22 protein-coding genes are annotated in these 22,284 nt (G+C 65.2%); 17 read left to right on the forward strand and 5 right to left on the reverse strand.

The annotated features are described in order from the left end of the window. The first annotated feature begins 147 nt into the window (after positions 1-147). The 9 genes from N6H05_RS05355 (at position 148) to N6H05_RS05395 (ending at position 9,442) form a co-directional block, all read left to right on the forward strand. Positions 148-2,577 (forward strand): TonB-dependent receptor, encoded by a 2,430-nt coding sequence (locus N6H05_RS05355; RefSeq protein WP_284112990.1) that lies wholly within the window; start codon positions 148-150, stop codon positions 2,575-2,577. 207 nt (positions 2,578-2,784) lie between these two features. Continuing rightward, complete coding sequence (locus N6H05_RS05360; protein ID WP_284112991.1) at positions 2,785-3,465, forward strand: TetR/AcrR family transcriptional regulator; 681 nt, start codon at positions 2,785-2,787, stop codon at positions 3,463-3,465. A gap of 42 nt (positions 3,466-3,507) precedes the next feature. Beyond that, complete coding sequence (gene acuI, locus N6H05_RS05365; protein ID WP_284112992.1) at positions 3,508-4,491, forward strand: acrylyl-CoA reductase (NADPH); 984 nt, start codon at positions 3,508-3,510, stop codon at positions 4,489-4,491. Positions 4,492-4,495: 4 nt separating this feature from the next. Then, positions 4,496-6,172 (forward strand): class I adenylate-forming enzyme family protein, encoded by a 1,677-nt coding sequence (locus N6H05_RS05370; protein ID WP_284112993.1) that lies wholly within the window; start codon positions 4,496-4,498, stop codon positions 6,170-6,172. Further along, positions 6,169-6,582: a nuclear transport factor 2 family protein gene (locus N6H05_RS05375; RefSeq protein ID WP_284112994.1), complete on the forward strand. Its 414-nt coding sequence runs from the start codon at positions 6,169-6,171 to the stop codon at positions 6,580-6,582. Before N6H05_RS05370 ends, N6H05_RS05375 begins: the two co-directional genes overlap by 4 nt. A 5-nt stretch (positions 6,583-6,587) precedes the next feature. After that, a complete protein-coding gene (locus N6H05_RS05380) occupies positions 6,588-7,460 on the forward strand; it encodes a sugar phosphate isomerase/epimerase family protein (RefSeq protein ID WP_284112995.1) in 873 nt (290 codons plus the stop codon). A gap of 27 nt (positions 7,461-7,487) precedes the next feature. Further along, complete coding sequence (locus tag N6H05_RS05385; RefSeq protein WP_284112996.1) at positions 7,488-8,249, forward strand: SDR family NAD(P)-dependent oxidoreductase; 762 nt, start codon at positions 7,488-7,490, stop codon at positions 8,247-8,249. Beyond that, a complete protein-coding gene (locus N6H05_RS05390; RefSeq protein ID WP_284112997.1) occupies positions 8,249-8,671 on the forward strand; it encodes a nuclear transport factor 2 family protein in 423 nt (140 codons plus the stop codon). The genes N6H05_RS05385 and N6H05_RS05390 overlap by 1 nt, the downstream gene beginning before the upstream one ends. 78 nt (positions 8,672-8,749) lie before the next feature. After that, positions 8,750-9,442 (forward strand): CDP-alcohol phosphatidyltransferase family protein, encoded by a 693-nt coding sequence (locus tag N6H05_RS05395; protein ID WP_004209043.1) that lies wholly within the window; start codon positions 8,750-8,752, stop codon positions 9,440-9,442. Between the two features lie 6 nt (positions 9,443-9,448). Here the strand turns inward: N6H05_RS05395 and N6H05_RS05400 are convergent, their stop codons facing one another. Then, positions 9,449-9,988 (reverse strand): cupin domain-containing protein, encoded by a 540-nt coding sequence (locus N6H05_RS05400; RefSeq protein WP_284112998.1) that lies wholly within the window; start codon positions 9,986-9,988, stop codon positions 9,449-9,451. Positions 9,989-10,173: 185 nt separating this feature from the next. On the opposite strand from N6H05_RS05400, the gene N6H05_RS05405 reads away from it, so the two are divergent. The 4 genes from N6H05_RS05405 (at position 10,174) to N6H05_RS05420 (ending at position 14,081) form a co-directional block, all read left to right on the forward strand. Continuing rightward, entirely contained in the window at positions 10,174-10,956 is a 783-nt protein-coding gene (locus N6H05_RS05405) for a hypothetical protein (protein ID WP_284112999.1), read from the forward strand. A 100-nt stretch (positions 10,957-11,056) separates the two neighbouring features. Continuing rightward, a complete protein-coding gene (locus N6H05_RS05410) occupies positions 11,057-11,794 on the forward strand; it encodes an SDR family oxidoreductase (protein WP_284113000.1) in 738 nt (245 codons plus the stop codon). A 51-nt stretch (positions 11,795-11,845) separates the two neighbouring features. Further along, the gene (locus N6H05_RS05415) at positions 11,846-13,315 is read left to right on the forward strand and encodes an aldehyde dehydrogenase family protein (protein ID WP_284113001.1); all 1,470 of its coding nucleotides are present in this window, start codon (positions 11,846-11,848) and stop codon (positions 13,313-13,315) included. Between the two features lie 31 nt (positions 13,316-13,346). Next, positions 13,347-14,081: a TetR/AcrR family transcriptional regulator gene (locus N6H05_RS05420; RefSeq protein WP_010336464.1), complete on the forward strand. Its 735-nt coding sequence runs from the start codon at positions 13,347-13,349 to the stop codon at positions 14,079-14,081. A gap of 264 nt (positions 14,082-14,345) precedes the next feature. On the opposite strand, the gene N6H05_RS05425 is transcribed toward N6H05_RS05420, so the two are convergent. The 4 genes from N6H05_RS05425 to N6H05_RS05440 are packed head-to-tail and all read right to left on the reverse strand — an operon-like array spanning position 14,346 to position 18,465. Continuing rightward, positions 14,346-15,152 carry an enoyl-CoA hydratase/isomerase family protein gene (locus N6H05_RS05425; RefSeq protein ID WP_284113002.1) on the reverse strand — a complete coding sequence of 269 codons (807 nt, stop codon included), beginning with the start codon at positions 15,150-15,152 and terminating at the stop codon, positions 14,346-14,348. 10 nt (positions 15,153-15,162) lie between these two features. Continuing rightward, positions 15,163-17,373: an acyl-CoA dehydrogenase family protein gene (locus tag N6H05_RS05430; protein WP_284113003.1), complete on the reverse strand. Its 2,211-nt coding sequence runs from the start codon at positions 17,371-17,373 to the stop codon at positions 15,163-15,165. A gap of 5 nt (positions 17,374-17,378) precedes the next feature. Beyond that, positions 17,379-18,212, reverse strand: a complete 834-nt coding sequence (locus N6H05_RS05435; protein WP_004209035.1) for a coniferyl-alcohol dehydrogenase — start codon at positions 18,210-18,212, stop codon at positions 17,379-17,381. A 22-nt stretch (positions 18,213-18,234) separates the two neighbouring features. Further along, the gene (locus N6H05_RS05440) at positions 18,235-18,465 is read right to left on the reverse strand and encodes a ferredoxin (RefSeq protein ID WP_284113004.1); all 231 of its coding nucleotides are present in this window, start codon (positions 18,463-18,465) and stop codon (positions 18,235-18,237) included. A gap of 234 nt (positions 18,466-18,699) precedes the next feature. Here N6H05_RS05440 and N6H05_RS05445 point away from each other — a divergent pair, with 234 nt between their 5' ends. From N6H05_RS05445 to N6H05_RS05460, 4 genes are read left to right on the forward strand one after another with little or no spacing between them, the layout of a single operon-like run. Then, positions 18,700-19,953, forward strand: coding sequence for a cytochrome P450 (locus N6H05_RS05445; RefSeq protein WP_010336460.1), 1,254 nt, complete (start codon positions 18,700-18,702; stop codon positions 19,951-19,953). After that, complete coding sequence (locus tag N6H05_RS05450) at positions 19,953-20,357, forward strand: Zn-ribbon domain-containing OB-fold protein (protein ID WP_004209032.1); 405 nt, start codon at positions 19,953-19,955, stop codon at positions 20,355-20,357. Before N6H05_RS05445 ends, N6H05_RS05450 begins: the two co-directional genes overlap by 1 nt. Then, a complete protein-coding gene (locus tag N6H05_RS05455) occupies positions 20,354-21,520 on the forward strand; it encodes a thiolase family protein (protein WP_284113005.1) in 1,167 nt (388 codons plus the stop codon). Before N6H05_RS05450 ends, N6H05_RS05455 begins: the two co-directional genes overlap by 4 nt. 5 nt (positions 21,521-21,525) lie before the next feature. Then, a complete protein-coding gene (locus tag N6H05_RS05460; protein WP_284113006.1) occupies positions 21,526-22,272 on the forward strand; it encodes a DUF2889 domain-containing protein in 747 nt (248 codons plus the stop codon). Positions 22,273-22,284 lie beyond the last annotated feature (12 nt).

Genomic DNA, 22,284 nt, shown 5'->3' on the forward strand with positions numbered 1-22,284 from the left:
GATGGCGATATGTCGTCATTTTCGGGGGTGTCGGGCTTCTCGGGCCGCCAATATCAGGCATAACGAGAATCAACCAAAGCAAAAAAGATCACTGCATCAATGGTGACTCAATAGTCAACATGATGTTTATTTGGGGAGGCTTCATTTATGAATCGCATGTCGGCCTATTATTTGATCGGCGCGAGTGTCGCGGCACTCACTGTCGCGACGCCAGCTCTTGCCCAGGCGCCCGAGGAGCAGGCTGCAACCACGAACGCCGGGTTCGATCCGCAGATCATCATCGTCGAGGCGCGTCGTCGTGGCGAAGACATTCAGGACGTGCCTGCGGTGGTCAACGCGGTCACCGAACAGGCGATCGGCAACCTCAACATCCGCACCTTCAACGAAGTCCAGGCGCTGGCGCCGGGCCTCGAACTGACCAACAACGCCAATGGCATCGGTGGCAATGCGCGCCTGCGCGGCGTGAATTTCGACGCCAATGCCAGCGGTAACAGCGGCACCATCCAATTCTATTTCAACGACGCGCCGCTCTCGCCGGGTGCCGTGCTGCAGCAGATGTATGACATCGGCCAGATCGAAGTGCAGCGCGGGCCGCAGGGTACGCTGCGCGGCCGCGCTTCGCCGTCGGGTTCGATCACCATCACCACCCGCAAGCCCGACCTCAACCAGTTTGGTGGCGCCATCGACTGGACCGGCAACGATATCGGCACGCTGAACTTCAAGGGCGCGCTGAACCTGCCGATCATCGAGGGGATTGCGGGCATTCGCGTGTCGGGCGTCTGGAACGAGGATGATGCCGATCGCGTCCGCCCGATCAGCGGTGGCCCGAGCCCCTGGTCGCGCACCAAGAGCACCCGGGTCGTCGGCACGATCGAGCCGACCGACTGGCTTAAGCTGGAAGGCACCTATCAATATATGGACCGCGATGCGCGGACCTATGACCAGGCGATTTCCTTCAGCGAAGCCAATCCCAATGCCACGCCCAGCCCGGTGCTGATCACCGCCAAGGATCGGCTGTCGATCCAGGAATCGCCGCGTATCATCAACCAGCGCTTTGACATCTTCAACTGGCGGTCGGAACTGGCCTTCGCTGGCCAGCGCCTGATCTATCAGGGCATGTATACGAAGCAGAAATTCCATTCGACCGACAATGTCGACGATGGCAATTTCTTCGTCGGCCGCGACGTCAACCAGGTCACCGACACCGTGGCCAAGGAAACCTCGCATGAAATCCGGTTGCAGAATGAAGAACGTGTGTTCGACATGTTCGACTATGTCATCGGCTTCTTCGACGACAAGCTCAACCCGCCGACCCATCTGACCTCGCCGACCATCGTGCGTCTGCCTGCTGCCCTTGGCGGCCGCATTGCTTCGGTGGTGCAGACCGAGATCGACCGTACCGGCAAGGCGCATGAGCAGTCCTTCTTCGGCAACCTGACCGCCCATTTCGGCGAGGCGACCGAACTGGCGGGCGGCCTGCGCCAGATCAAGTACAAGTCGCAAAACTATCTGGCGGTCAATGGCAACACCATCGCCGCAGATACGCAGGATACCGACAAGCTGATCTACAGCGCGTCGCTCAAGCATAATTTCACGCCGGACTTCCTGGTCTATGCTGCCACCGGCAGCTCCTTCCGTCCGGGCATCAACGTGGTCGGCGACTTCAATATCGCACCGTCGGCGCTGGAGCGGTCCTTCCTCGACCTGCCACCCGAAACCTCCAAATCCTATGAGCTGGGCTTCAAGAGCACGCTTATGGGCGGGCGGATGCGCTTCAACGTCACCGCCTATCACCAGAAGTACAAGAACTTCCCCTATCGCGTGCCGAACAGCGGCGTTTACTATGTAAACACCGTCGCCGTCCGCAATGCGGCCGGCCAGGTCACCGGCACCGCGCAGCAGGTGGGTTCGTTCAACTTCGTGGGCGCTGTCCCGGTCGAGGTGAACGGCGTGGAAAGCGAACTGGGCTTCGACATCACCCGCAGCTGGAACGTCAATCTGACCGGCAGCTATTCGCTCGGCAAGATCAAGAACGGCACCATCCCGTGCAACGATCTGAACGGCGACGGCATCCCCGATCCGGTCGGCAATGCGCCGAGCTTGGCGGAACTGCAGGGAGCGGTCGGTGCCGACAATCTCTCGGCTTGTCAGGTGAACCAGCGCGCGGCCTTCCTGCCGCCGATCACCGCCACGCTGCAGAGCGAGTTCCACACCAGCATTTCGGGCAAGACCGACGGCTTCATCCGTGGCCTCGTCAATTATAACGGCAAGTCGAAGGGCGATCCGGGCAATAATTATGACGATGTCAGCGCCTATGCGCTGGTCAATCTCTATGCCGGTATCCGCGATCCCGATGGCGGCTGGGAAATCTCGCTGTTCGCCAAGAATCTGTTCGACACGACCAAGGTGCTGACGCGGACCACACCGCTCTTCACCGGCTATCAGCAGATCACCGGCTTCACCGCGACCGGCGCGACCACGGCGGCGGCGACCTATACCAGCACCTATACCGGTGCCACGGTCACCCCGCCGCGCGAATTTGGCGTCAATCTGCGCTTCGCCTTCGGTTCGCGCTGATCCATCCGCGCAACGGCTAAAGGATCGGCCGGGCAGCCCCAGGGTTGTCCGGCCGATCGGCGTTTGAGGCCAGGACCTTCGCGGGAGCGATGAGGCCATGGCTGCCGGGTGGCAGCGATTGACTCTGGCCCCGGAGCGGGCAGGGATGGAGCCGATCAACAGGGCTGATCATTATAGGCTCTGAACGATCAACCCAGGTGAGGCAGCATGACGGACATTCGGAAAAGGCGCGCCCGCGATCCCGTGGCGACCCGCGAGGCCATATTGGAAGCGGCCCGTGCGTTGCTGGCCAAGGATGGACCGGATGGCGTCAGCCTGTCGGAAGTGGCCCATCTCGCCGGCGTCAATCGCGGCACGGCCTATCAGCATTTCGAAACCCGCGAGAAGCTGATCGAGGCGACCGCGGATTGGGTTTCGGAACGCATGTTCCGTTCGGTCTTCGGCGATCCCGATACGATCGGCGAGCGCCGGGTCGAGGAAGTCGACATTGCCGACACCACCGATCGTCTGGCCATGTTCGCGATGGACAATCCCGAACTCTGCCGCATCTGGCTGCTCCAGCTTCTGGCCTCGCCCGATCCGATGGCTGATCCCTTCTGGCGCGAATATGAAGGTTCGCTTCAGCGCTTCGCCAATAGCGATCTCGCCGAAGACGGCGTCGATGCCGAAGTCCTGTCGGTGCTGATGCTGGCCGGCGCCTTTCTCTGGCCGATCTGGGCGCGCAGTCATGCGCGCGAAGAGGGCGAACGGCGCGCGCTCGGCCGTCGCCTCGCCCAGGAATGCCTGCGTCTGTGCATGTTCGGATCGATGCGCAGCGACAAATTCCCCGACATTGCCGAGCGGCTCGGCCGTCCGCTCGCGCCGCTCCCCAGGGTTGCCCAGGGATAGGCTGCCCGATTTCCCTTTCTCTCTTCAAGAAGGACCGACCGCATGTTTTCCGCCATCCTGATCGAAAAGACCGACGACAAGCAGAGCGTCTCGCTCGCCCAGGTCGATGAGGCGCAGCTGCCCGAGGGTGATGTCACCATCGACGTCGATTATTCGACCCTGAACTACAAGGATGGCCTGGCGATCACCGGTGCCTCGCCGGTGGTGCGCAAATTTCCGATGGTGCCCGGCATCGATCTGGTCGGCACCGTCCGCAGTTCCGACCATGGTGACTGGAAGGCCGGCGACAAGGTGGTGCTGAACGGCTGGGGCGTGGGCGAGGGCCATTGGGGTGGCCTCTCCCAGGTCGCCCGGCTGAAGGGCGACTGGCTGGTGCCGCTGCCCACGGCCTTCACGCCCAAGCAGGCGATGGCGATCGGCACCGCCGGCTATACCGCAGCGCTCTGCGTCGAGGCACTGGTGAAGGCGGGCGTGACCCCCGACCAGGGCGAAATCCTCGTCACCGGCGCGACCGGCGGCGTCGGCAGCGTTGCGGTCGCTTTGCTCAAGAAGGCGGGCTTCACCGTGATCGGCTCCACCGGCAAGTCGGCCGAGGGCGACTATCTCAAGACGTTGGGGGCCGACGGCGTGATCGACCGCGCCGAACTGTCGGAAAAGGGCAAGCCGCTGCAGAAGGAGCGCTGGGCCGGCGTGGTCGACTCGGTCGGCAGCTTCACCCTGGCCAATGCCTGCGCCCAGACCCGCTATGGCGGCGCCGTCGCGGCCTGTGGCCTTGCCCAGGGCGCCGATTTCCCGGCGACCGTCATGCCGTTCATCCTGCGCGGCGTGCGCCTGCTCGGCGTCGACAGCGTGATGGCGCCCAAGCCCGTGCGCCTCGCCGCCTGGGCGCGGCTGGCCCGCGATCTTGACCCGGCGCTGCTGGAGGTGATCGCGCAGGAGATCTCGCTCGGCGATGCGATCGGCGTCGCCGCCGACCTGCTCGCCGGCAAGGTGCGCGGCCGCGTCATCGTCGACGTCAACCGCTAAGCCGATGGCTGCGCTCTCGATCGTCGCCGGCCCGCCTCTTTCTGAAGAGGAGGGCCTGGGCACGCTGACGCTCGGCGGCTGGCTGCATGAGGTCACGCAGGCCCATGCCGGGCGGGAGGCGCTGGTCTTCCACGGACCCGATGGCGTGGTCCGCTGGAGCCATGACGATCTGTGGGCGCAGGCCAATGCGGTCGCCCGGTCGCTGGTCGCCTGTGGCGTGGGCAAGGGGACGCGCGTCGGCGTGTTGATGACCAACCGGCCGGAATTTCTCTCGGCCGTGTTCGGCATCGCGCTCGCCGGCGGCGTCGCCGCGACGCTCAGCACCTTCTCGACCCCGGCCGAACTCGACCATCTGGTCCAGTCCTCGGCCTGCTCCGTGCTATTGCTCGAACGCAGCGTGCTGAAGAAGGATTTCGGCGCGATCCTCGCCGATCTGGAACCCGCGATCGGCGTCGCGGGCGACGGCCGGCTGGTCTCCACCCGCTTCCCCTTCCTACGCCATCTCGCCGCCGTCGACGGAGCGATGGGTCGGATCGAGGACTGGGGTGCTTTCCTCGCGCGCGGCGACGCTGTCGATCAGGCGCTGGTCGATGCGACCGCCGCTACCGTCATGCCGGCCGATCCGGGCGTGCTCTTCTTCTCCTCCGGCTCCACCGCCAAGCCCAAGGGCATCATCAGCGCGCATCGCGGCCCGACCTTGCAGCTCTGGCGCTGGAAACGCTTCCTGCAAGCGAAGCCCGACGCCCGCGCCTGGTCGGCCAACGGCTTTTTCTGGTCGGGCAATTTCTGCATGGCCATCGGTGGCGCGCTGACCGGCGGCGGCAGCCTGATCCTGCAACAGACCTTCCAGCCGGCGGAAGCGCTGAGCCTGATGGAAGCGGAAAAGGCGACCATGGCCTTTGCCTGGCCGCATCAATGGGCGCAGCTGGAAGCCGCGGCCAATTGGGGCGATGTCGACCTGTCCGCGCTCTATTATGTCAATCCTACCAATCCGCTCGGCCGCCATCCGACCGTCAGCACAAACTGGCAGGAACCGATGGCCGCCTATGGCAATACCGAGACCTTTACGATCAGCTCGATCTTCCCGTCCGGCACGCCCGAAGAACGGATTGCCGGCAGCCATGGCGCGCCGCTGCCCGGCAATATCTTCAAGATCGTCGATCCGCTCACCGGCGCGGTCGTGCCGCTCGGTGAACGGGGCGAGATCGCGGTCAAGGGGCCGACCCTGATGCTGGGCTATGTCGGCATCCCGCTTGATGACTCGGTCGATGGCGAGGGGTTCTTCCGCACCGGCGACGGCGGCTGGTTCGACACGGAAGGACGGCTGCACTGGGAAGGGCGGCTCAACGACATCATCAAGACCGGCGGCGCCAACGTCTCGCCGATCGAGATAGACAGCGTCATCAAGACCTGTCCGGGCGTCAAGGTGACCCAGACCGTGGGCGTCCCGCATGAAACGCTGGGCGAACTGGTGGTCACCTGCATCGTCCCGCATGCGGATGCCATGCTGGACGAGGACGGCATTCGCGGCTTCGCGAAGGAGCAATTGGCGAGCTTCAAGGTGCCCCGCCGCGTGCTCTTCTTTGCCGAGAGCGATCTGGAACTGACCGGCAGTGCAAAGATCAAGACGGCGGACCTCAAGGCGCTGGTGGTCAAGCGGCTGGAGGTCGAGGCTGCGTGACCGATCCGGCCGGGCAGGCGCTGGCTATCGCCAATCTCAAGGCGCGCTATTGCGCGGCGGCGGATCTGGCGGCGCAGGCACCTGACCAGGCAAGGGCGCTGTTCGCCGACATCTTCACCGACGATTTCGTGGGTGATTATGGCCTGACGCCGTTGCTCGGGGCGGCCGCGATCATCGATTTCCTCTGCACCGCTATCGCCGGCAACAGCCAATGGGTGCTGCACATGCTCCATTCACCCCGGATCGAGGTGCAGGAAAGCGAGGCGACCGGCGACTGGACCGTCTTCGTCCAACTGAAACGGCGCGATGGCGGTGCGGTCGACACGGTAATGGGGCGCTATAGCGACCATTTTCGCCTGACCCCGGCGGGCTGGCGCATCGCCCGCGTCACCTTCGCGCGGGTGGAATGACCGGGATGACTGATCCTCTCGGGCGTCGCTCGCTGCTGCTGGGCGGCGCTGCATCGTTGATGCTGGCCGGCCATGCCCCGGCAAAGCGATATAGCCCGGTGTTGGGCCTGGCCGATACGACCGTGCGCAAGGAACTGGCGCGCGACTATGCCGGCACGCTGCACGCCGTGGCGGCAATGGGCTATGGCCGGTTCGGTTTCCGCCTCGCTTCCTATGTCGCCAACGACCCGTCCGAACCCACGCCGCAGGACAAGGCCCGCATGGTGCGCGATGCCGGCATGACGGTGGGCGTGGTCCGGCTCGGCGTGCGCGGTGCGGACTATGACCAGCAGTTCGATCAGGCGGCGGCGATCGGCGCGAACATCGTCGCGCTGACCACCGCGCCGATCTTCATTGCCAGCCGCACGCTGGGGCAGACGACCCGCGCCGCGCTCGACGCCTATATCCCGCAGCTTGCGGCGCTGGGGGAAAAGGCGAAGGCGGCCGGCCTGACGCTCGCCTATCATAATCATTGGTATGATCTGATGCCGATCGACGGCGACCGGCCGCTCGACCTGATGGCCAGCCGGATACCGCCGGACCTGCTCTCGTTCGAGGTCGACCTGGCCTGGGCCTGGTATGCCGGGGTGGCGCCGCTCGATCTGCTGGCGGCGCTGGGACCGCGGGTGGTGTCGATGCATCTGAAAGACATCGACCGGAACCATGGCACGGCGATCACCGACCATGCGGTCACGCCCGGCAGTGGCGAGATGGACTATGCCGCGCTGATGCCGCGTATCGCCCGGCTGACCCGCGCGACCGGCTATGTCGAGGTCGACAATCCCGAAGATGGACTGGCCGCCGCGCGCGGCGCCATGGCCTATCTGCGCGGCCGATAGGATTTCAACCAGAATAGGAGGCAGAGGATGGCGGGACGTTTCGTGGGCAAGACCGTGCTGGTGACGGGCGGCGCGGCGGGGCTGGCGCGCGCCTATGCGCTGGCCTTCGGTGGCGAGGGCGCGCACCTGATCCTGGCCGACATCAACGAAGCGGGGCTGGCCGAGAGCAAGGCGCAGGTCGAACAGCTTGGCGCCACCGCCGCCGTGCATCGCGTCGACATGAGCGACGAGGCCGATATCCAGGCCTTCGCCGCCAATGTGCTGGCCGTCCATGAGCGGCTCGACGTGCTGATCAACAATGCCGGCCTCCATGCTGGTGAGATTGCGCGCGGCTTCTTCGGTCTGGGCCAGGCCAAGTGGCAGCATTATTTCGCGGTCAACACCATCGGCCCGCTGCTGCTGGCCGAAGCATTGCGGCCGGCGCTGGCGAAGGCGAAGGGCGTCATCATCAACAAGTCGTCGATGGCCAGCTACAACCCCGCCACCGCCTATGGCATCACCAAGGCCTCGCTCAATATCTTCACCCATGCGATGGCGATGCAGTTCGGCCAGGACGAGATACGCTGCGTCGGCATCGCGCCGGGCCTGATGGCGACCGAGGCGGCGCAGGACGGCGTTGCCGCCGACAATTGGGAGCGGCTGAAGGGCATGCAGTCGGTCAAGCGCCAGGGCACGGCCGAGGATATCGCCAATCTCGGCCTGTTCCTCGCCTCCGACGAGGGCAGCTTCATCAACAATCAGGTGATATTGTGCGACGGCGGCAACCAGATGCGCGGTTTTCGCTTCTGATGGCCGCGCCCGATTTTGCCGACTGGCTGGCCATCGCCAATGTGAAGGCGCGCTATTGCCGCCTGCTCGATACCAAGGATTGGGACGGCTTTGCCGCGCTGTTCACGCCCGATTTCCGGCTCGACGCGACCGGATCGGGCGGGCCGCTGCTGGAGGGGCGCGATGTCGCGATCGCCAGCGTCCGCGCCTCGATCGACGCGGCGCGCACCGTCCATCATGTCCATTCGCCCGAAATCGCCATCGACGACGACACCGCGACCGCCATCTGGGCGATGCAGGACCATCTGGTCTGGTCCGATGGGCGTATGCTTACCGGCCATGGCCATTATCATGAAGATTATCGCCGGGAAGACGGCCAATGGCGCATCGCCCGATCCCGCCTCACCCGGCTGGTGATCGACATGAAGGCGCCACCGGCCTGAACGGGAAGGCGGGCACCATGTCGTCATGCGTGGGGGATGTTGCCTTGTCCGCGCCACATATGTCCTCGATAAGGGATCATGACAGATCAAAGACATGATGCGGCCACGACGCTGGACCGCATCCAGCAAAATTTCCTGGCGCGCTCCGAACGCCAGCTTCTCACCTGGCTGTGCGCCCGGATGCCGCGGCAGGTCACACCCGATCTTTTGACCCTGCTGGGGCTGATCGGCGCGCTGATGACCTTCATCGGTTATACCGCCAGCAATGTCGGTGCATCCTGGCTGCTGCTCGCGATCCTGGGCTATGTCGTCCAGTGGTTCGGCGATTCCATGGATGGCAGCCTGGCGCGCTACCGCCGGATCGAACGGCCCTCCTATGGCTATTTCATCGATCATAGCTGTGATGGACTGGTGACCTTGCTGATCCTCGCCGGCATCGGCCTCAGCCCCTATGTCACCATGGATGTCGCCCTTGTGGCGCTCGCCGGCTATCTGCTGCTGTCGATCCACGCCTATCTCTCCGCCCGCGTGCTGGGGGAGTTCAAACTCTCCTATCTGTCGGCCGGCCCGACCGAATTGCGGCTGATGCTGATCGCGCTGACGGTGATGATGATGGTGCTGGGCGACAAGCCCGGCCTGTTCGGGCGCTGGTCCGGCTTCGACATCTTCGTCGGCACGGTCGGGGTGATCCTGATCATCCTGTTCGTCGGCCAGACGCTGGTGACCGGGCGCCGGCTGGCCGCGCATGAGGCGGCAAACGGGCGGGGCTGATCGCCCCTATCCGCCGCCGGGCTCGGTTCCGAAGGACAGGCCCGACGGTGGCGTCTCGCCCGTCCAATGCGCGCGCTGCGCCGAGACCTGCGCCACTGCCCGATCCCAATAGGCGGGGTTGTTGGCGAGCATCCTGATGTCGAAGCTGTCCGATCCGCGAAATTCCAGCACCTCGACCCCCTGGTCGCCGGGCACATAGGTGTAGGGGACATTCGCGCCGACGAAGAAGCCGTCGCCTGCGCCCAGTTCCTCCGTGCCGATCCGCAGCGATCCGGCGAGGATGAAATAGAGGCAGTCGACATCATGGCTGTGGCGCGGCAGCGGAAAGCCGCTGCGGAACCAGGCATGGGTGAGGCTGAGGCCCGGCATGGAAAAGAGCAGCTTCACCCGCGTGCCCTCCAGCATGCCGGCTTCGACCGCGGCGATGGAGCCTGCCATCTCGATCGGCGTCGGCGGCACCGTCGCCATCAGGCCGCTTTCCTCGAAATCGGTCGCATCCTTCGCGCGGAACAGGGCGAAGCGGGGTGCGGCTACGGGGTCGGTCATCACGCGTCCTTCCGGCATGATTGCGGCGTCAGGATGCGGAGCGCTGCCGACAGGGTCAATTCGCGCCCGCTTCTCAATGCCCCGGCGATCATTGGCCGGCCGCTCTGGCATGTGGTGGGCATCCATGCTGGATTGCCGCCACATAATGGGTCGGGACCAGCCGGCCGGGCAGCCGGGGACGAGGAATGAGCCTGTATACCACCATCCATCTGCACAATGTCGCGGCCGACCGGGCGGAGGATTATGCCCGCTGGTTCGACGGCGCGCATCAGCAGGATCTGGCCCGGCTGCGCGGCTTTCGTTCGGCCGATCGCTATGAAGTCACGCCGCAGCAGATCATGCCCGACATTCCCCAGCCCTGGCGCTTCCTGTCGGTCTATGAGTTTGATTATGCCGCGCCGGAGATCGACCTGCCGGCGCTAGCGCCCTTGCTGGCCGATGCGCGCGATGCGGGGCTGATCGACGACAGCGACGAAAGCGAGCGCATCCACAGCTATGCGATGTATTCGGACTGGGTCTCCAGCCCCAATCACCAGGCCGACCAGCCCTTTTCCGGGGTCTCGATCATCCTCGCCAATTTCGTCGCCGGGCGGGAGGCGGAATATCATCACTGGTATGACACGGTCCATGGCCCCGAAGTGACGCGTGTGCCGGGCAAGGTGGCGATGAAGCGCGGCCGTCTCTCGCCGCTTCAGGTCGAACCGCGCCGCTATTGTCCCGGCAGCGACCTGGTCTTCTGCGCCCAGCAGACCGACGACCTGCTGTTCACGGTCAAGGATTTCAGCGCCCGCGCGCGCGGCGTCAGCCCCAGCGGCGTCGCCTTCCAACCGCGTTCCTCGGCCGGCTCCTTCGCCCGCACGGTCCATTATTTCGCCAGGGTCAGCGGTGACAAATTCTGGCCCGGCGGCATCGCCTATGATGGCGACCTGTCCGTCTATCCGGCCGATTTCGCGCGGCCGGCGGGCTGAGGCGGGGAACCATCGCAAGCGCGATGCGGCATGGCCTTGCCCGGCCGAAGAAGCCATGCGCTATTAGCATGAAGTTTGAAAAGAACAGGTGGAGCGAGAGGTGAGCAAGGTCATCGTCATTACCGGTGCGGGCGACGGGCTGGGACGCGCATTGGCGCGGCGGTTCGCGCGCGATGGCGAAACCGTCATCCTGCTGGGCCGCACCCTGTCGAAGGTCGAGGCGGTCGCGCAGGAACTGGGCGAACCCCATTTCGCGGTGGCCTGCGATGTCGGCCATCCCGATTCCGTCCGCGCCGCCTTTGCCGCGATCGCGCAGCGCCACCCCAAGGTCGACGTGCTGATCAACAATGCCGCCATCTACGAACCCTTCACCCTGGCCGAGGTGCGCGACGAGCAGATCGCAGCATCGCTCGCCACCAATGTCGCCGGCCCGATCTATTGCGCGCGCGAGGCGTTGCCGCTGCTGCGCGGGGGCGGCCATATCATCAATGTCACCAGCGAATCCGTGCCGCTGAAAATGCCGATGCTGTGGCTTTATGCCGGCGGCAAGGCGGGCCTTGAACTCATGTCCGACATGTGGGCGCGCGAACTGGAGCCCGAGGGTGTGCGCGTCACCGTGGTCCAGGCCGGCATGATGATGGACGAGACCAAGACCGGCAGCAGCTGGCCGATGGATGTCGCGATCCGCTTTGCCCAGGAAAATGCCAAGGTCGGCCTCAACCTGCGCGAGCGCGGCATCAGCCATTATAATTCGGTCACCGACGTCTTCCGCGCCGTGCTCGACATGCCGGCGGACCTGCACATCGGATCGGTCGCCCTGAGCGCGCGCAAGCGCTGACCGGGCGACTTATCCACAACATCCACAGAAGTTATCCACAGGAAGGCGATCATGGCCACTCTTCCCGAAGCCAAGCTCTATATCGACGGCGTGCTGCGCGGTGCCGAAGGCGGCAAGACCTTTGAGGTGATCGGTCCCTGGACCGGCGAACCGGTCGGCACCGCCGCCGATGCCTCGCCCGCCGATGTCGAGGCCGCGATCGTCGCTGCCCGCCGCGCCTTCGACACCACCGACTGGTCGACCAATGTCGACCTGCGCGTCGCGCTGGTGACGAAGTTGCGCGACCTGTTCCAGGCGAACAAGGAACGGCTGTCGGACCTGGCCCGGCATGAGGCCGGCGCCGCCATGGGCGCGGTCGGCCGTGCCCATGTCGACATGGCGCTCGACGGCTGGGACGATTATCTCGCCGTCTTTCCCAAGCTGGAATGGGAAAAGGATTATGGCGGGCGCACCGGCTATGGCTTCGAAAGCCTGCGCAAGGCGGTCTATGAACCGATTGGCGTGGTGGCGGCGATCACCCCCTGGAACGTGCCGCTCTATGTGAATGTCGGCAAGGTCGTGGCGGCGCTGCTGGCCGGCTGCACCGTGATCCTGAAGCCCGCGCCCAACACGCCGGGCATGGGCGCGATCTTCGGCGAACTGGCGGTGGAGGCGGGCTTCCCCGCCGGCGTCATCAATGTCGTGTTCGGCAGCGATCCGGCGCTGGCCGGCGAGATGCTGGTCACCGATCCGCGCGTCGATCTTGTCTCGTTCACCGGATCGACGGGCGTCGGCAAGCGCATCATGGAACAGGGCGCTGCGACGTTGAAGCGCGTCTTCCTGGAACTGGGCGGCAAGTCGGCGAAGATCGTGCTCGACGATTCCGCCAATTTCGCGATGGATGTCGCCCAGACCATGCTGGTCTTCCATGCCGGCCAGGGCTGCGCCGTGCATTCGCGCCTGCTGGTGCCGCGCAGTCGCTATGAGGAGGCGAAGGCGATCCTCAAGCATGCCTATGCCAGCTTTGGCGACAATTGGGGCGATTTCGACAATCCCCAGCACATCATGGGGCCGGTCATTTCCAAGCGGCAGATGGAGCGGGTGCTGTCCTATGTCGATATCGGCCAGGCCGAGGGCGCGACCCTGCTGGCCGGTGGCAAGGCGCGGCCGGACAAGGGCGGCGGCTATTTCATCGAGCCGACCTGCTTCGTCGACGTCACCAACGACATGCGCATCGCCCAGGAAGAGATTTTCGGACCGGTGCTGGTGGTCATCCCGTTCGAGGATGATGCCGATGCCGTGCGCATCGCCAATGAAAGCAGCTATGGCCTGTCGGGCGGCGTCAGTTCGGGCAATCTTGACCGGGCGATCAATGTCGCCAAGCAGATCCGCAGCGGATCGATCAGCGTCAATGGCGGCATGTGCATCGCCGGCGACTTGCCTTTCGGTGGCTACAAGGCCAGTGGTGTAGGCCGCGAATGGGGCCTCGAAGGGATCGAGGAGTTCCTGGAAACCAAGCTGATCGCCTGGCGCGCCGCCTGAGGCGCGCGACGGGGCATGGATAGGACGGGTTTTGACGGCAAAGGCATCGATTGCGGCGGACGGGCCGTCGGAACCCAAGGGCCGGGGACGGGCCACCAAGGCGCTGAGCCATAATCTTAATGGCCAGCGCCTGGGTCGCAAGGGGCGCGACACGCGCGAGCGCATCCTGGCCGCGACCAACGAATTGCTGGCGGGACCGGTGGATGTCGAAATCTCGCTGAGCGCGGTCGCGCGCCAGGCCTCGCTCGGCATGACGTCGCTCTATAATTATTTCTCCGACCTCACCGAATTGCTGCTCGCCGTGCTGGAGCCGGTGATGGCCACGGCCGAGGCCGATTATGTCGGCCTGTTGCGGACCCGATGGAGCGAGGAGGAACTGGGCGAGAAGGCGCTGGCCTTCGTCACCGCCTATCATGGCTTCTGGGTCAAGCATTCTCGCCTGCTCCACCTGCGCAACAATATGGCCGATCGCCAGAATGAGCGGATGATGCTGCATCGCGTCCATGCCGCCCAGCCGGTGATGCGGCTGCTGGTCGACCAGATGGATGGCGGCAGCGAAGAGGCCGGATCGCCGGTGTTCAGCATGGGCACCGCGCTGATGACCGGGCTGGAGCGTGTCGTCACCGTCACCACCGACATGGCGCTGCAGAATATTCTCCATTCCCCCCATCCGCTGGCGCGCACCCATTTGCTGCGGGCCGAGGCGCGGCTGATGGAACTGGGCATCCGCGATTATCGCGCGATGCTGCGCGACGCGCGCGCCTGAGAGCGGCGCGCGTTCGACTTATCCACAGGCTTATCGACAGAAGTTATCCACAGCTTTTCCCACGCCTATCTGTGGAAAAAGCTGTGGATAAGTTTGTGGATGGGAGAAGGCGCTTAGCATGTGTTGGAAAATCCGGCCGTAGCCGGATTGCCGCACCAGCCCACACCCCCACCCGGCCTCCCATCAGGATACCATGTCTGGGAGGCCGGGTGGGGGTGTGGGCTGGTGCCGATGCGCCGGAGGCGCATTTCTCCAAACGAATTCCTATTCCTTCTTGCCGCCGATGCCTTTCAGATAGCGTTCCATCCCCTCCAGATAGGCGGGGTTGAGCATCAGCGCGCTGTTGGCCATGCGTTCGACATGGCGACCCATGGACGGGCCGACTTCGGCGGCCAGCTCGATCGCGATCTTGGCGGCGCCCATCTGTTCGCCATTCTGCTTGGTGAGGTGCCGGCAGAAGGCGAGGGCCGCGTCGTCGAAGCCCTCGTCGGGCATGACGTCATGCACCAGGCCCATGATGAGGGCGCGGTCGGCATCGGCCTTCTGGTTGCCCATGATCAGCCAACGCGCCCAGTGCGGGCCGCAGATGCGGGTCAGGCGGCTGACCCCGTTGGAGGCCGGCAGCACGCCGAACAGCCCTTCGGGGAAGGAGAAGGCGGCTGACTTGGCCGCCAGGCGGAAATCGCAGGACAGCGCCATTTCCAGCCCGCCGCCGACGCAGGTGGCGTGGATAGCACAGACGATCGGCTTTTCCACATGCTCCATCTCGTCATAGATGCGCTGCATCCCGTTGAGCTGGAGCCGGTGATTTTCGCGGATGCCACTGGGCGTGCGGGGATATTCCCTGGGCGACCCGCCGCTCTTCATGTCCGCGCCGGAACAGAAATAGCGGCCGGTCGATCGGACCAGCATTACCTTCAGCTCCGGCGTGTCGCGGAAACGGATCAGCGCCGCCTCGAACAGCGCCATCGTCTCCGCCGACAGGGCATTGAGCTTGTCCGGCCGGTTCAGCGTGGCAATGAGGATGCCATCCTGTTCCTGCGTCAGCAGATGGGGCGCGTCGTCCGTCATGCGATCTTCCTCAGGCGCGGGTGCGCGGCAGGCCTAGGCCCTTTTCCGCGATCATGCTGCGATGCACCTCGCTGGTGCCGCCATAGATGGTCGATCCCTGGGCGTGGCGATAGAACATGTTGATCTCCTCCGCCGGCCCCTTGCGCTTGGAGAGCGAGGCCGGGGCGGTAAGATCGAGCAGGTCGCGCGCGTCGGTCAGGAACTTCTCCGAACTGAACATCTTGGCCATCGGGCCATAGGCATGGTTCGGCTTCTTTTCCGACATGACCCATTGGGCGCGATAGGTGATCAGCTCCGACGCCCATAGATTGGCGGCGGTGCGGGCCAGCCGCGCCTGTGCGCTACCATCCTCGATCAGCGGCCTGCCCCTGTGGATAAGTTCGCGACAAAGGGCTTCGCCGGCCTGCAGCATCTTGCGCTGATATTTGGCGAAGCCGCCGCCATGTTCCAGCTCCAGGCTGGCGCTCATGGTGCGCACGCCGCCATCGATCTCGCCCAGTCGCCAGCTGTCGGGGATGCGCACGCCATCATAGAAGGTGATGTTGGTGCGCTCGTCCTGGAAGGTGTGGACCGGCTGCACCGTCACGCCATCGGCCTTCAGCGGCACGATGAACATGGTGAGGCCCTTATGCTTGGCCACGTCCGGATTGGTGCGGCAGAGCATCAGCACATAGGTGGACAGGTTGGCGCCCGACGTGAACATCTTGGTGCCGTCGATCCGCCAGCTGCCGTCGGATTCCTGCGTCGCGCGGCATTGCGCCGCGAACACGTCGGAGCCCGATCCGGGTTCGGAATAGCCGAGCGAGCAGATCACCTCGCCGCGCATGATTTCGGGCAGCACCGCCTGCTTCAACTCGTCGGTGCCGAAGCGGTGGATGATGAGCGACACCATCTGCGTCACATTGGCGGCGGGGTTATTGTATCCCTGCTCCTCGAACGCATCCATCGCCGCGGTCTTCTCATAGGCCGACAGGCCCCGGCCACCCACATCCTTGGGCAGGCCGAGATAGAGGAGATTCTGCGCCGCCAGCTTGCGGTTGAGTTCGGGGTTATAGCCCTCCCAGCTATAGTGGAAGGTCGCCCGCATCTCCGGCGTCACATTGGCCGCGAAGAAGGCGTCGATCTCGTCCTTGATCGTCTGCGCGGCTTCGCCCAGGTCGAAATCGACCGGCATCGGTCCGGCGTCGGGCAGGGCGGCGGCCTCATCGGCGTAGAGCCGGCGCCCGGCCTCGTCGAGCCAGCGCTGCGGATCGCCGCCGATCAGCGGCCAGGCCTTGGCCCGCAGATTATAGAGGAAGATGTCATATTCGGTGGTGAGGCCATAGCCGCCGAAGGTGTGGAGCGATTGCGCCACCGCCTTGGCCGCGCTCTGGGCGTTCCACCAGGCGGCGATCGATATCGCGCCCCCAGCTTCGGGGGCGCCGTCGGCCAGGTCGCGGATCGCCTTCCACACCAGGAACTTGCCGCCGTCGATCTCGCAGAGAATGTCGGCCAGCGGATGGGAAATGGCCTGGAACTGGCCGATATATTGGTCGAACTGCTTGCGCTCGCAGGCATAGGCAGCGGCGAGCTTCAATGCCTCGCGGCCGATGCCGGCCAGACCGGCGGCGATCAGCAGCTTCCATTCCTCGATCCCGGCGGCGAAGGTCGCCAGCGCCTCGGCACCCGATGCCAGCACCGTGCGCGGATGCGCCGACAGGTCGATCTGCGCGATCGGGGTGGAGGCAAGATTATCCTCCGCCTTGCGTGCCTCTGCGGGCACGGTGACGAGGATGATGTCTTCGCCCGACCGGGCCAGCACGGCTTCGGCCACCAGGCCACCGCCGATCCACTGGACGGGCGTGTCCGCGACATCCTCGAAGGCGAAGCTGGCGACCGCATCGCCCGCCAGCACCCGGCCGAGCAGGTCGGCCGTCGCCTCGCCGCCCAGTTGCGCCAGCAAGCGCGCCGCCACCAGCGCTTCGGCCAGAGGCCCCGATGCCAGTGTCCGGCCCGCTTCCTCCATCAGGATGGTCGCGTCGAACAGGCCAAGGCCCAGGCCCCCGGCCTCTTCGGGCACGCGGATCGACAGCGCGCCCAGCTCCGCCAGCCCCTGCCACAGGGTGGGGTCGAAGCCGGTCGGCGCGGCGGCGCGGACCCGCGCCATGCTGCTATGTTCGTCCAGGAAGCGCGCGAACATGTCGCGCATCATCTCCTGATCGTCGGTCAGGTCGAAATTCATGGGGGTCAGGCCTCGGCGGGCGCCGAACGCCGCATCATGACGCTGAGGTCCACCTGGCCGGTGGCGACGCCGCCCATGAAGCCGCCATCGACCGGGAAGACCACGCCATTGACGATGCCGGCCAGATCGCTGTTCAGCAGCACGATGCCGCCCGCCTGTTCGGCCGGGGTCGAATAACGGCCCATCGGCTCGGCGGCGGCGGCGACCACATCCTTGCCGGACGCGGCTTCGAACGTCGCCATCATCGGCGTCTGGGTGGGCGAGGGCAGGGTGCAGTTGATGCGAATGCCCTTCTTGATGAGATGCGCGCCCATAAACTGGGTCCAGACGATCACATTCTCCTTGGAGAAGCTGTAGCCTTCCTTGACCACATCATCGAGATGCGCCTCGCACCAGGCGACGGCGGCGTCATAGCCCTTGGTGGTGACGAATTCCATGTTGGTCGGGATGCGGCGGCTCCAGCCCAGCCCGCCGGTGGAGGCGATGCTGGCGATCGCGCCGCCCGGTCCCATCAGCGGCAGCACCTGTTCGGTCAGGTGGCGCAGGCCGATGAAGTTCACCTTCATGACGTCGAGCGGCGGGAAGGACTGGGGCAGGCCGGCGCAGTTGAACAGCGCATCCACCTTGCCGCCGATGCCGGCCACCGCCGCCTCGATCGAGGCGGGATCGCGCAGGTCGACATTGGTGAAGGAGGCGAGCGGCAGGCTGCTGTCCCTGAAGTCCAGGCCATGAACCTCGGCGCCCAGCTCCAGCAGCAGCTTGGCGGTCGCCTCCCCCATGCCAGAGAAGCAGCCGCTCACGATCACGCGCTTGCCCTTATAGCCCAAAATGTCGCTCATCTCGCTCTCCCGGATTCTCTGATTATGCCTTGGCCTGGGGCGGCCAGCTGATGCTGCCATCATCTTCCTCGACGAAGATGATGCGTTCGGGGCAGGCGCGCGCGCCGCGCTTGGCGGTCTGTTCCTCGCCGTCGGCCACGTCGAAACCCTCGGTCGCGATATAGCCGTCCTCGTCCAGCGGATACATGTCCTCGGACACGGCGGCGCAGCGGGCATTGCCCACGCAGCCTGACTTTTCGATGCGGATTCTCATCTGCCCTCTCCGGCTATTCTGACCTTCCTTAGAAAGGAGATTACGGCCCCGATCAACGTGGCGCCCGGCACAATCGCCATCGCGATACGGAGCCGCGACGCGGATCGTCGGTGCGTTATCTGGCGCCGCCACACCCAGCCCCTTTGCCTTTGCCGGGCCGCCGGGCAAAACGGGTCCGACAAGAAGGGACGCGTCCTGCACGCGCCCGCCCCAGCAGGGAAGACGGAGAGAATCATGGCCCACGCCACCTTGAGCCCCGCCGCGCCACAGCCGGCCCATGTGCCCGACGCGCTCGTCTATGATTTCGATGTCCATGCCGATCCGGGGCTGCTGGCCGATCCGCATGCGCGCATCCTCGACCTGCTGAAGACGGCGCCGCCGGTCTTCTGGACGCCGCGGAATGGCGGCGGCTGGGTCGCGCTGACCCATGCCGCCAATTATGAGGCGTCGCGCGATACCGAGACCTATTCCAGCGAGTTCGTGCCGGCCGACAAGATGAAGGCGCTGCTCGCCTCGCTGCCGCCGGGCGCGCCGCATATTCCGCAGCCGATCCCGATCACGCTCGATCCGCCCGAACATACCAAATATCGCCAGCCGCTGCAGAAGGTCTTCTCGCCCAAGACAATCGCGGCCCTGAAGGACAGCATCCGCGAACTGGCGGGTGAGCTGATCGACGCGATCAAGGCCGATGGCCAGTGCGAGTTCATGAGCACCGTGGCCGAGCCGCTGCCGGTGCAGGTCTTCCTCAAGATGCTGGGCCTGCCGCTCGAACGGCTGCCGGAATATCGCCAGATCGTGAAGGAGCATATGGAGGCGATCGATACCGATCGCGAAGGCTCCATGCGCCGGTTGCAGCGCATTGCCGCGGCGATGCGCGATACCGTGCTGGAGCGCAGGGATAATCCGAAGGACGATATCATTTCCATGCTGTGGAAGCTGGAGGTGGACGGCCAGCCGAGCACGCTTGCCGACATGGAGAATTATGGCGTGCTGCTGTTCATCGCCGGGCTCGATACGGTGATGAACGGCATGGGCCTTGCCATGCGCGGCCTGGCGCTCGACCTGCCATTGCAGGCGAAGTTGCGGGCCGAGCCCAAGCTGGTAGCCGAAGCGGCCGAGGAAATGCTGCGCCGCTATACCTTCACCGTGCCGATGCGGGTCATCAAGAAGCCCGCCGAACTGGCCGGGGCCAAGATGATGCCCGGCGACATGCTCAAGCTGTTCCTGCCCGCCGCCGATCTGGATGCGAAGGAGTTTCCGCAGCCCGACAGCTATGATCTTGATCGCGAGAACAATGTTCACATCGCCTTTGGCGTCGGCCCGCATCGCTGCCTGGGTTCCCACCTCGCGCGCGTGGAGTTGCAGGTTCTCTATGAGGAGATGCTGGCGCGTCTGCCCGAATTCCGGCTCGATCCGGCCAAGCCCACGGTCTTCCATGGCGGCCATGTGATCGGCATCGAAAGCCTGAACCTGGTCTGGGACGTCTGATGGTCTGGCAACGTTCGCGCCCGCGCCTCGACCGGGAAAATCGCGCCTTCTGGACCGGCGGGGCGGAGGGGAAGCTCAACATCACCCGCTGTGATGATTGCGGCCAGTTCACCCATCCGCCGCGCGAGATCTGCCGTCATTGCCAGTCGGAAAATGTCGGCCCCCATGCGGTCGCCGGCACCGGCGCGGTCGATACCTATACGATCAACTATCAGGCCTGGGCCAAGGATATGGAGGTGCCCTTCGTCATCGCCCGCGTCCGGCTCGACGATGTGCCCGGCGTCTATCTGACCACCAATATCGTCAACTGCCCGGTCGATGCCGTCGACATGGATGACCGCGTCCGCGTCACCTTCGAGGAGCAGGACGGCATCTGGTTTCCCCTGTTCGAGAAGGTCGCATGAGCATGGCGCGCGAAGCCTATATCACCGGCATCGGCATGTCGGAGGTCGGCGTGCGGCTGACCCGGTCGCCGTTGGGCCTGACACTGGACGCCGTGCGCGAGGCGATTGCCGACGCCGGCCTGACGCTCGACCAGATCGACGGTGTCGCCACCTATCCCGGCAAGATGTCGACCTTCCTCGGCTTCTCGCCGGTCAGTGCCGACGATGTGATCGAGATATTGGGCCTCAACACACGCTGGCACATCGGCGCGGCGGAGGCGACGGCGCAGCTGGGCGCGATCGCCGAGGCGGCGATGGCGGTGAAGGCCGGCCTTGCCCGCCATGTCCTGTGCTTCCGCACCGTCTATGAAGCGGCGGCGCTGGCCCGCCCCGAAGAATTTCCGCCGATGGAGCGGCGCAAGGATGTGTCGGGCAATTCGCAATGGGTCTCGCCCTTCGGCGCCTTCTCGGCGGCCAACTGGACCGCGCAATTCGCGATGCGCCACATGAAGCGCTATGGCCTGACCCGCGAACAGCTCGCCCAGGTGGCGCTGAACGACCATGCCAATGCCGCGCGCAACCCGCGCGCGATCGTCAAGAAACCGCTGACCATGGACGACTACATGGCGGCGCGGATGATCAGTTCGCCCTTCTGCCTCTATGATTGCGACCGTTTCACCGATGCCTCGACCGTGCTGATCGTGTCGGCGGGCGATGCGCTGGGCGAGGTGAAGACGACGCCGATCCGCATCGCCGCCAGCGCCGGATCGGTCGAGCGCTACAGCTGGGACCAGGCCGAATGGGCGAGCGCCTATCCGACCGGGCGCGACCTGTGGAAAAATACCGACTACACCGCCAGGGATGTCGATACCGTCCAATTCTATGACGGTTTCGCCTTCCAGCCGATCACCTGGCTCGAAGGGCTGGGCTTTTGCGATGTCGGCGAAGGCGGCCAGTTCCTCGAAGAGGGCAAGCGCATCGCGCTCGACGGCGAATTGCCGATGAACACCGGCGGCGGCCAGCTTGGCTGGGGACGGCTGCACGGCTTTGGATTCGCCTATGAATCGGTGGTGCAGTTGCGCGGCGAGGGCGGCGAAAGGCAGATCGCCGGCGACCCGAAGGTGGCTGTGGCGACATCGGGTGGCGGCCCCATGGCGGCGGCGCTGCTGCTGGCGAAGGACTGATCGCGATGGACAGCGGCATGCTGGACATGCTGCCCGGCTTTCGCCGTCGTTTCCTGGTGACGCCGCTGCCCGGCCGGGTGACCGCCGCGGTCGAGGATGATTATCACAGCATGGCCGTCATCCTGCATCATGACGGCGCGCGCATCAGCGGCGTCGACGCGATCATGGAGCGGGTGCCCTGGACCACCTGTCCGGGTGCGCCGACGGTGCTGCAGGCGACCTTCACCGGTGTCGCGCTGGCTGAGGCGGCGGCGCGCGGCGAGAAGAAGGCGAACTGCACCCATTTGCACGACCTGGCCGTGCTGGCTGCGGCGCACGCTGGCGACGCAGCGCCGACCCGCTATGAGATATTGGCCTGTGATCCGCTCGAAGGCGAGGCGGTCGCGGAAATCAGGCGCGACGGCGTACCGCTGCTGCAGGTCGCCCATCGCAGCCATGTCATGACTGCGCCAGCCGACATTGCCGGCCAGTCGCTGATGAAGCTGCGGCCCTGGATCGACGCGCTGGACGAGCCCCAGCGTGAGGCCGCCCGGCTGCTGCAATGGGGCACGATCCTCGCCAATGGCCGCCTGATCCCGATGGAGCGGCAATCGACCGCGACCCGCGTGCCGCCCAACTGCTTCACCTTTCAGCCGGAAAATGCGGTGAGGGCACAGCGTGTCGGCAGGGTGATCGACTTCACCGCCGAACCTCTGGTGCCGCTCGACCATTTCGATGGTGCCGCCTATGACCGGCCGCGCGACGCACAATAGAGGAAACGGGAC

Origin of the sequence: Sphingobium sp. WTD-1 (genome assembly GCF_030128825.1) — a bacterium.
Classification (GTDB): domain Bacteria; phylum Pseudomonadota; class Alphaproteobacteria; order Sphingomonadales; family Sphingomonadaceae; genus Sphingobium.

What these genes read in the sequence shown, in the direction of transcription:
- N6H05_RS05355 (WP_284112990.1), top strand. Translation starts at nt 148, where the DNA reads ATGAATCGCATGTCGGCCTATTATTTGATCGGCGCGAGTGTCGCGGCA.
- N6H05_RS05360 (WP_284112991.1), top strand. Translation starts at nt 2,785, where the DNA reads ATGACGGACATTCGGAAAAGGCGCGCCCGCGATCCCGTGGCGACCCGC.
- acuI (WP_284112992.1), top strand. Translation starts at nt 3,508, where the DNA reads ATGTTTTCCGCCATCCTGATCGAAAAGACCGACGACAAGCAGAGCGTC.
- N6H05_RS05370 (WP_284112993.1), top strand. Translation starts at nt 4,496, where the DNA reads ATGGCTGCGCTCTCGATCGTCGCCGGCCCGCCTCTTTCTGAAGAGGAG.
- N6H05_RS05380 (WP_284112995.1), top strand. Translation starts at nt 6,588, where the DNA reads ATGACTGATCCTCTCGGGCGTCGCTCGCTGCTGCTGGGCGGCGCTGCA.
- N6H05_RS05385 (WP_284112996.1), top strand. Translation starts at nt 7,488, where the DNA reads ATGGCGGGACGTTTCGTGGGCAAGACCGTGCTGGTGACGGGCGGCGCG.
- N6H05_RS05390 (WP_284112997.1), top strand. Translation starts at nt 8,249, where the DNA reads ATGGCCGCGCCCGATTTTGCCGACTGGCTGGCCATCGCCAATGTGAAG.
- N6H05_RS05395 (WP_004209043.1), top strand. Translation starts at nt 8,750, where the DNA reads ATGACAGATCAAAGACATGATGCGGCCACGACGCTGGACCGCATCCAG.
- N6H05_RS05400 (WP_284112998.1), bottom strand. Translation starts at nt 9,988, where the DNA reads ATGACCGACCCCGTAGCCGCACCCCGCTTCGCCCTGTTCCGCGCGAAG.
- N6H05_RS05405 (WP_284112999.1), top strand. Translation starts at nt 10,174, where the DNA reads ATGAGCCTGTATACCACCATCCATCTGCACAATGTCGCGGCCGACCGG.
- N6H05_RS05415 (WP_284113001.1), top strand. Translation starts at nt 11,846, where the DNA reads ATGGCCACTCTTCCCGAAGCCAAGCTCTATATCGACGGCGTGCTGCGC.
- N6H05_RS05425 (WP_284113002.1), bottom strand. Translation starts at nt 15,152, where the DNA reads ATGACGGACGACGCGCCCCATCTGCTGACGCAGGAACAGGATGGCATC.
- N6H05_RS05430 (WP_284113003.1), bottom strand. Translation starts at nt 17,373, where the DNA reads ATGAATTTCGACCTGACCGACGATCAGGAGATGATGCGCGACATGTTC.
- N6H05_RS05435 (WP_004209035.1), bottom strand. Translation starts at nt 18,212, where the DNA reads ATGAGCGACATTTTGGGCTATAAGGGCAAGCGCGTGATCGTGAGCGGC.
- N6H05_RS05440 (WP_284113004.1), bottom strand. Translation starts at nt 18,465, where the DNA reads ATGAGAATCCGCATCGAAAAGTCAGGCTGCGTGGGCAATGCCCGCTGC.
- N6H05_RS05445 (WP_010336460.1), top strand. Translation starts at nt 18,700, where the DNA reads ATGGCCCACGCCACCTTGAGCCCCGCCGCGCCACAGCCGGCCCATGTG.
- N6H05_RS05450 (WP_004209032.1), top strand. Translation starts at nt 19,953, where the DNA reads ATGGTCTGGCAACGTTCGCGCCCGCGCCTCGACCGGGAAAATCGCGCC.
- N6H05_RS05455 (WP_284113005.1), top strand. Translation starts at nt 20,354, where the DNA reads ATGAGCATGGCGCGCGAAGCCTATATCACCGGCATCGGCATGTCGGAG.
- N6H05_RS05460 (WP_284113006.1), top strand. Translation starts at nt 21,526, where the DNA reads ATGGACAGCGGCATGCTGGACATGCTGCCCGGCTTTCGCCGTCGTTTC.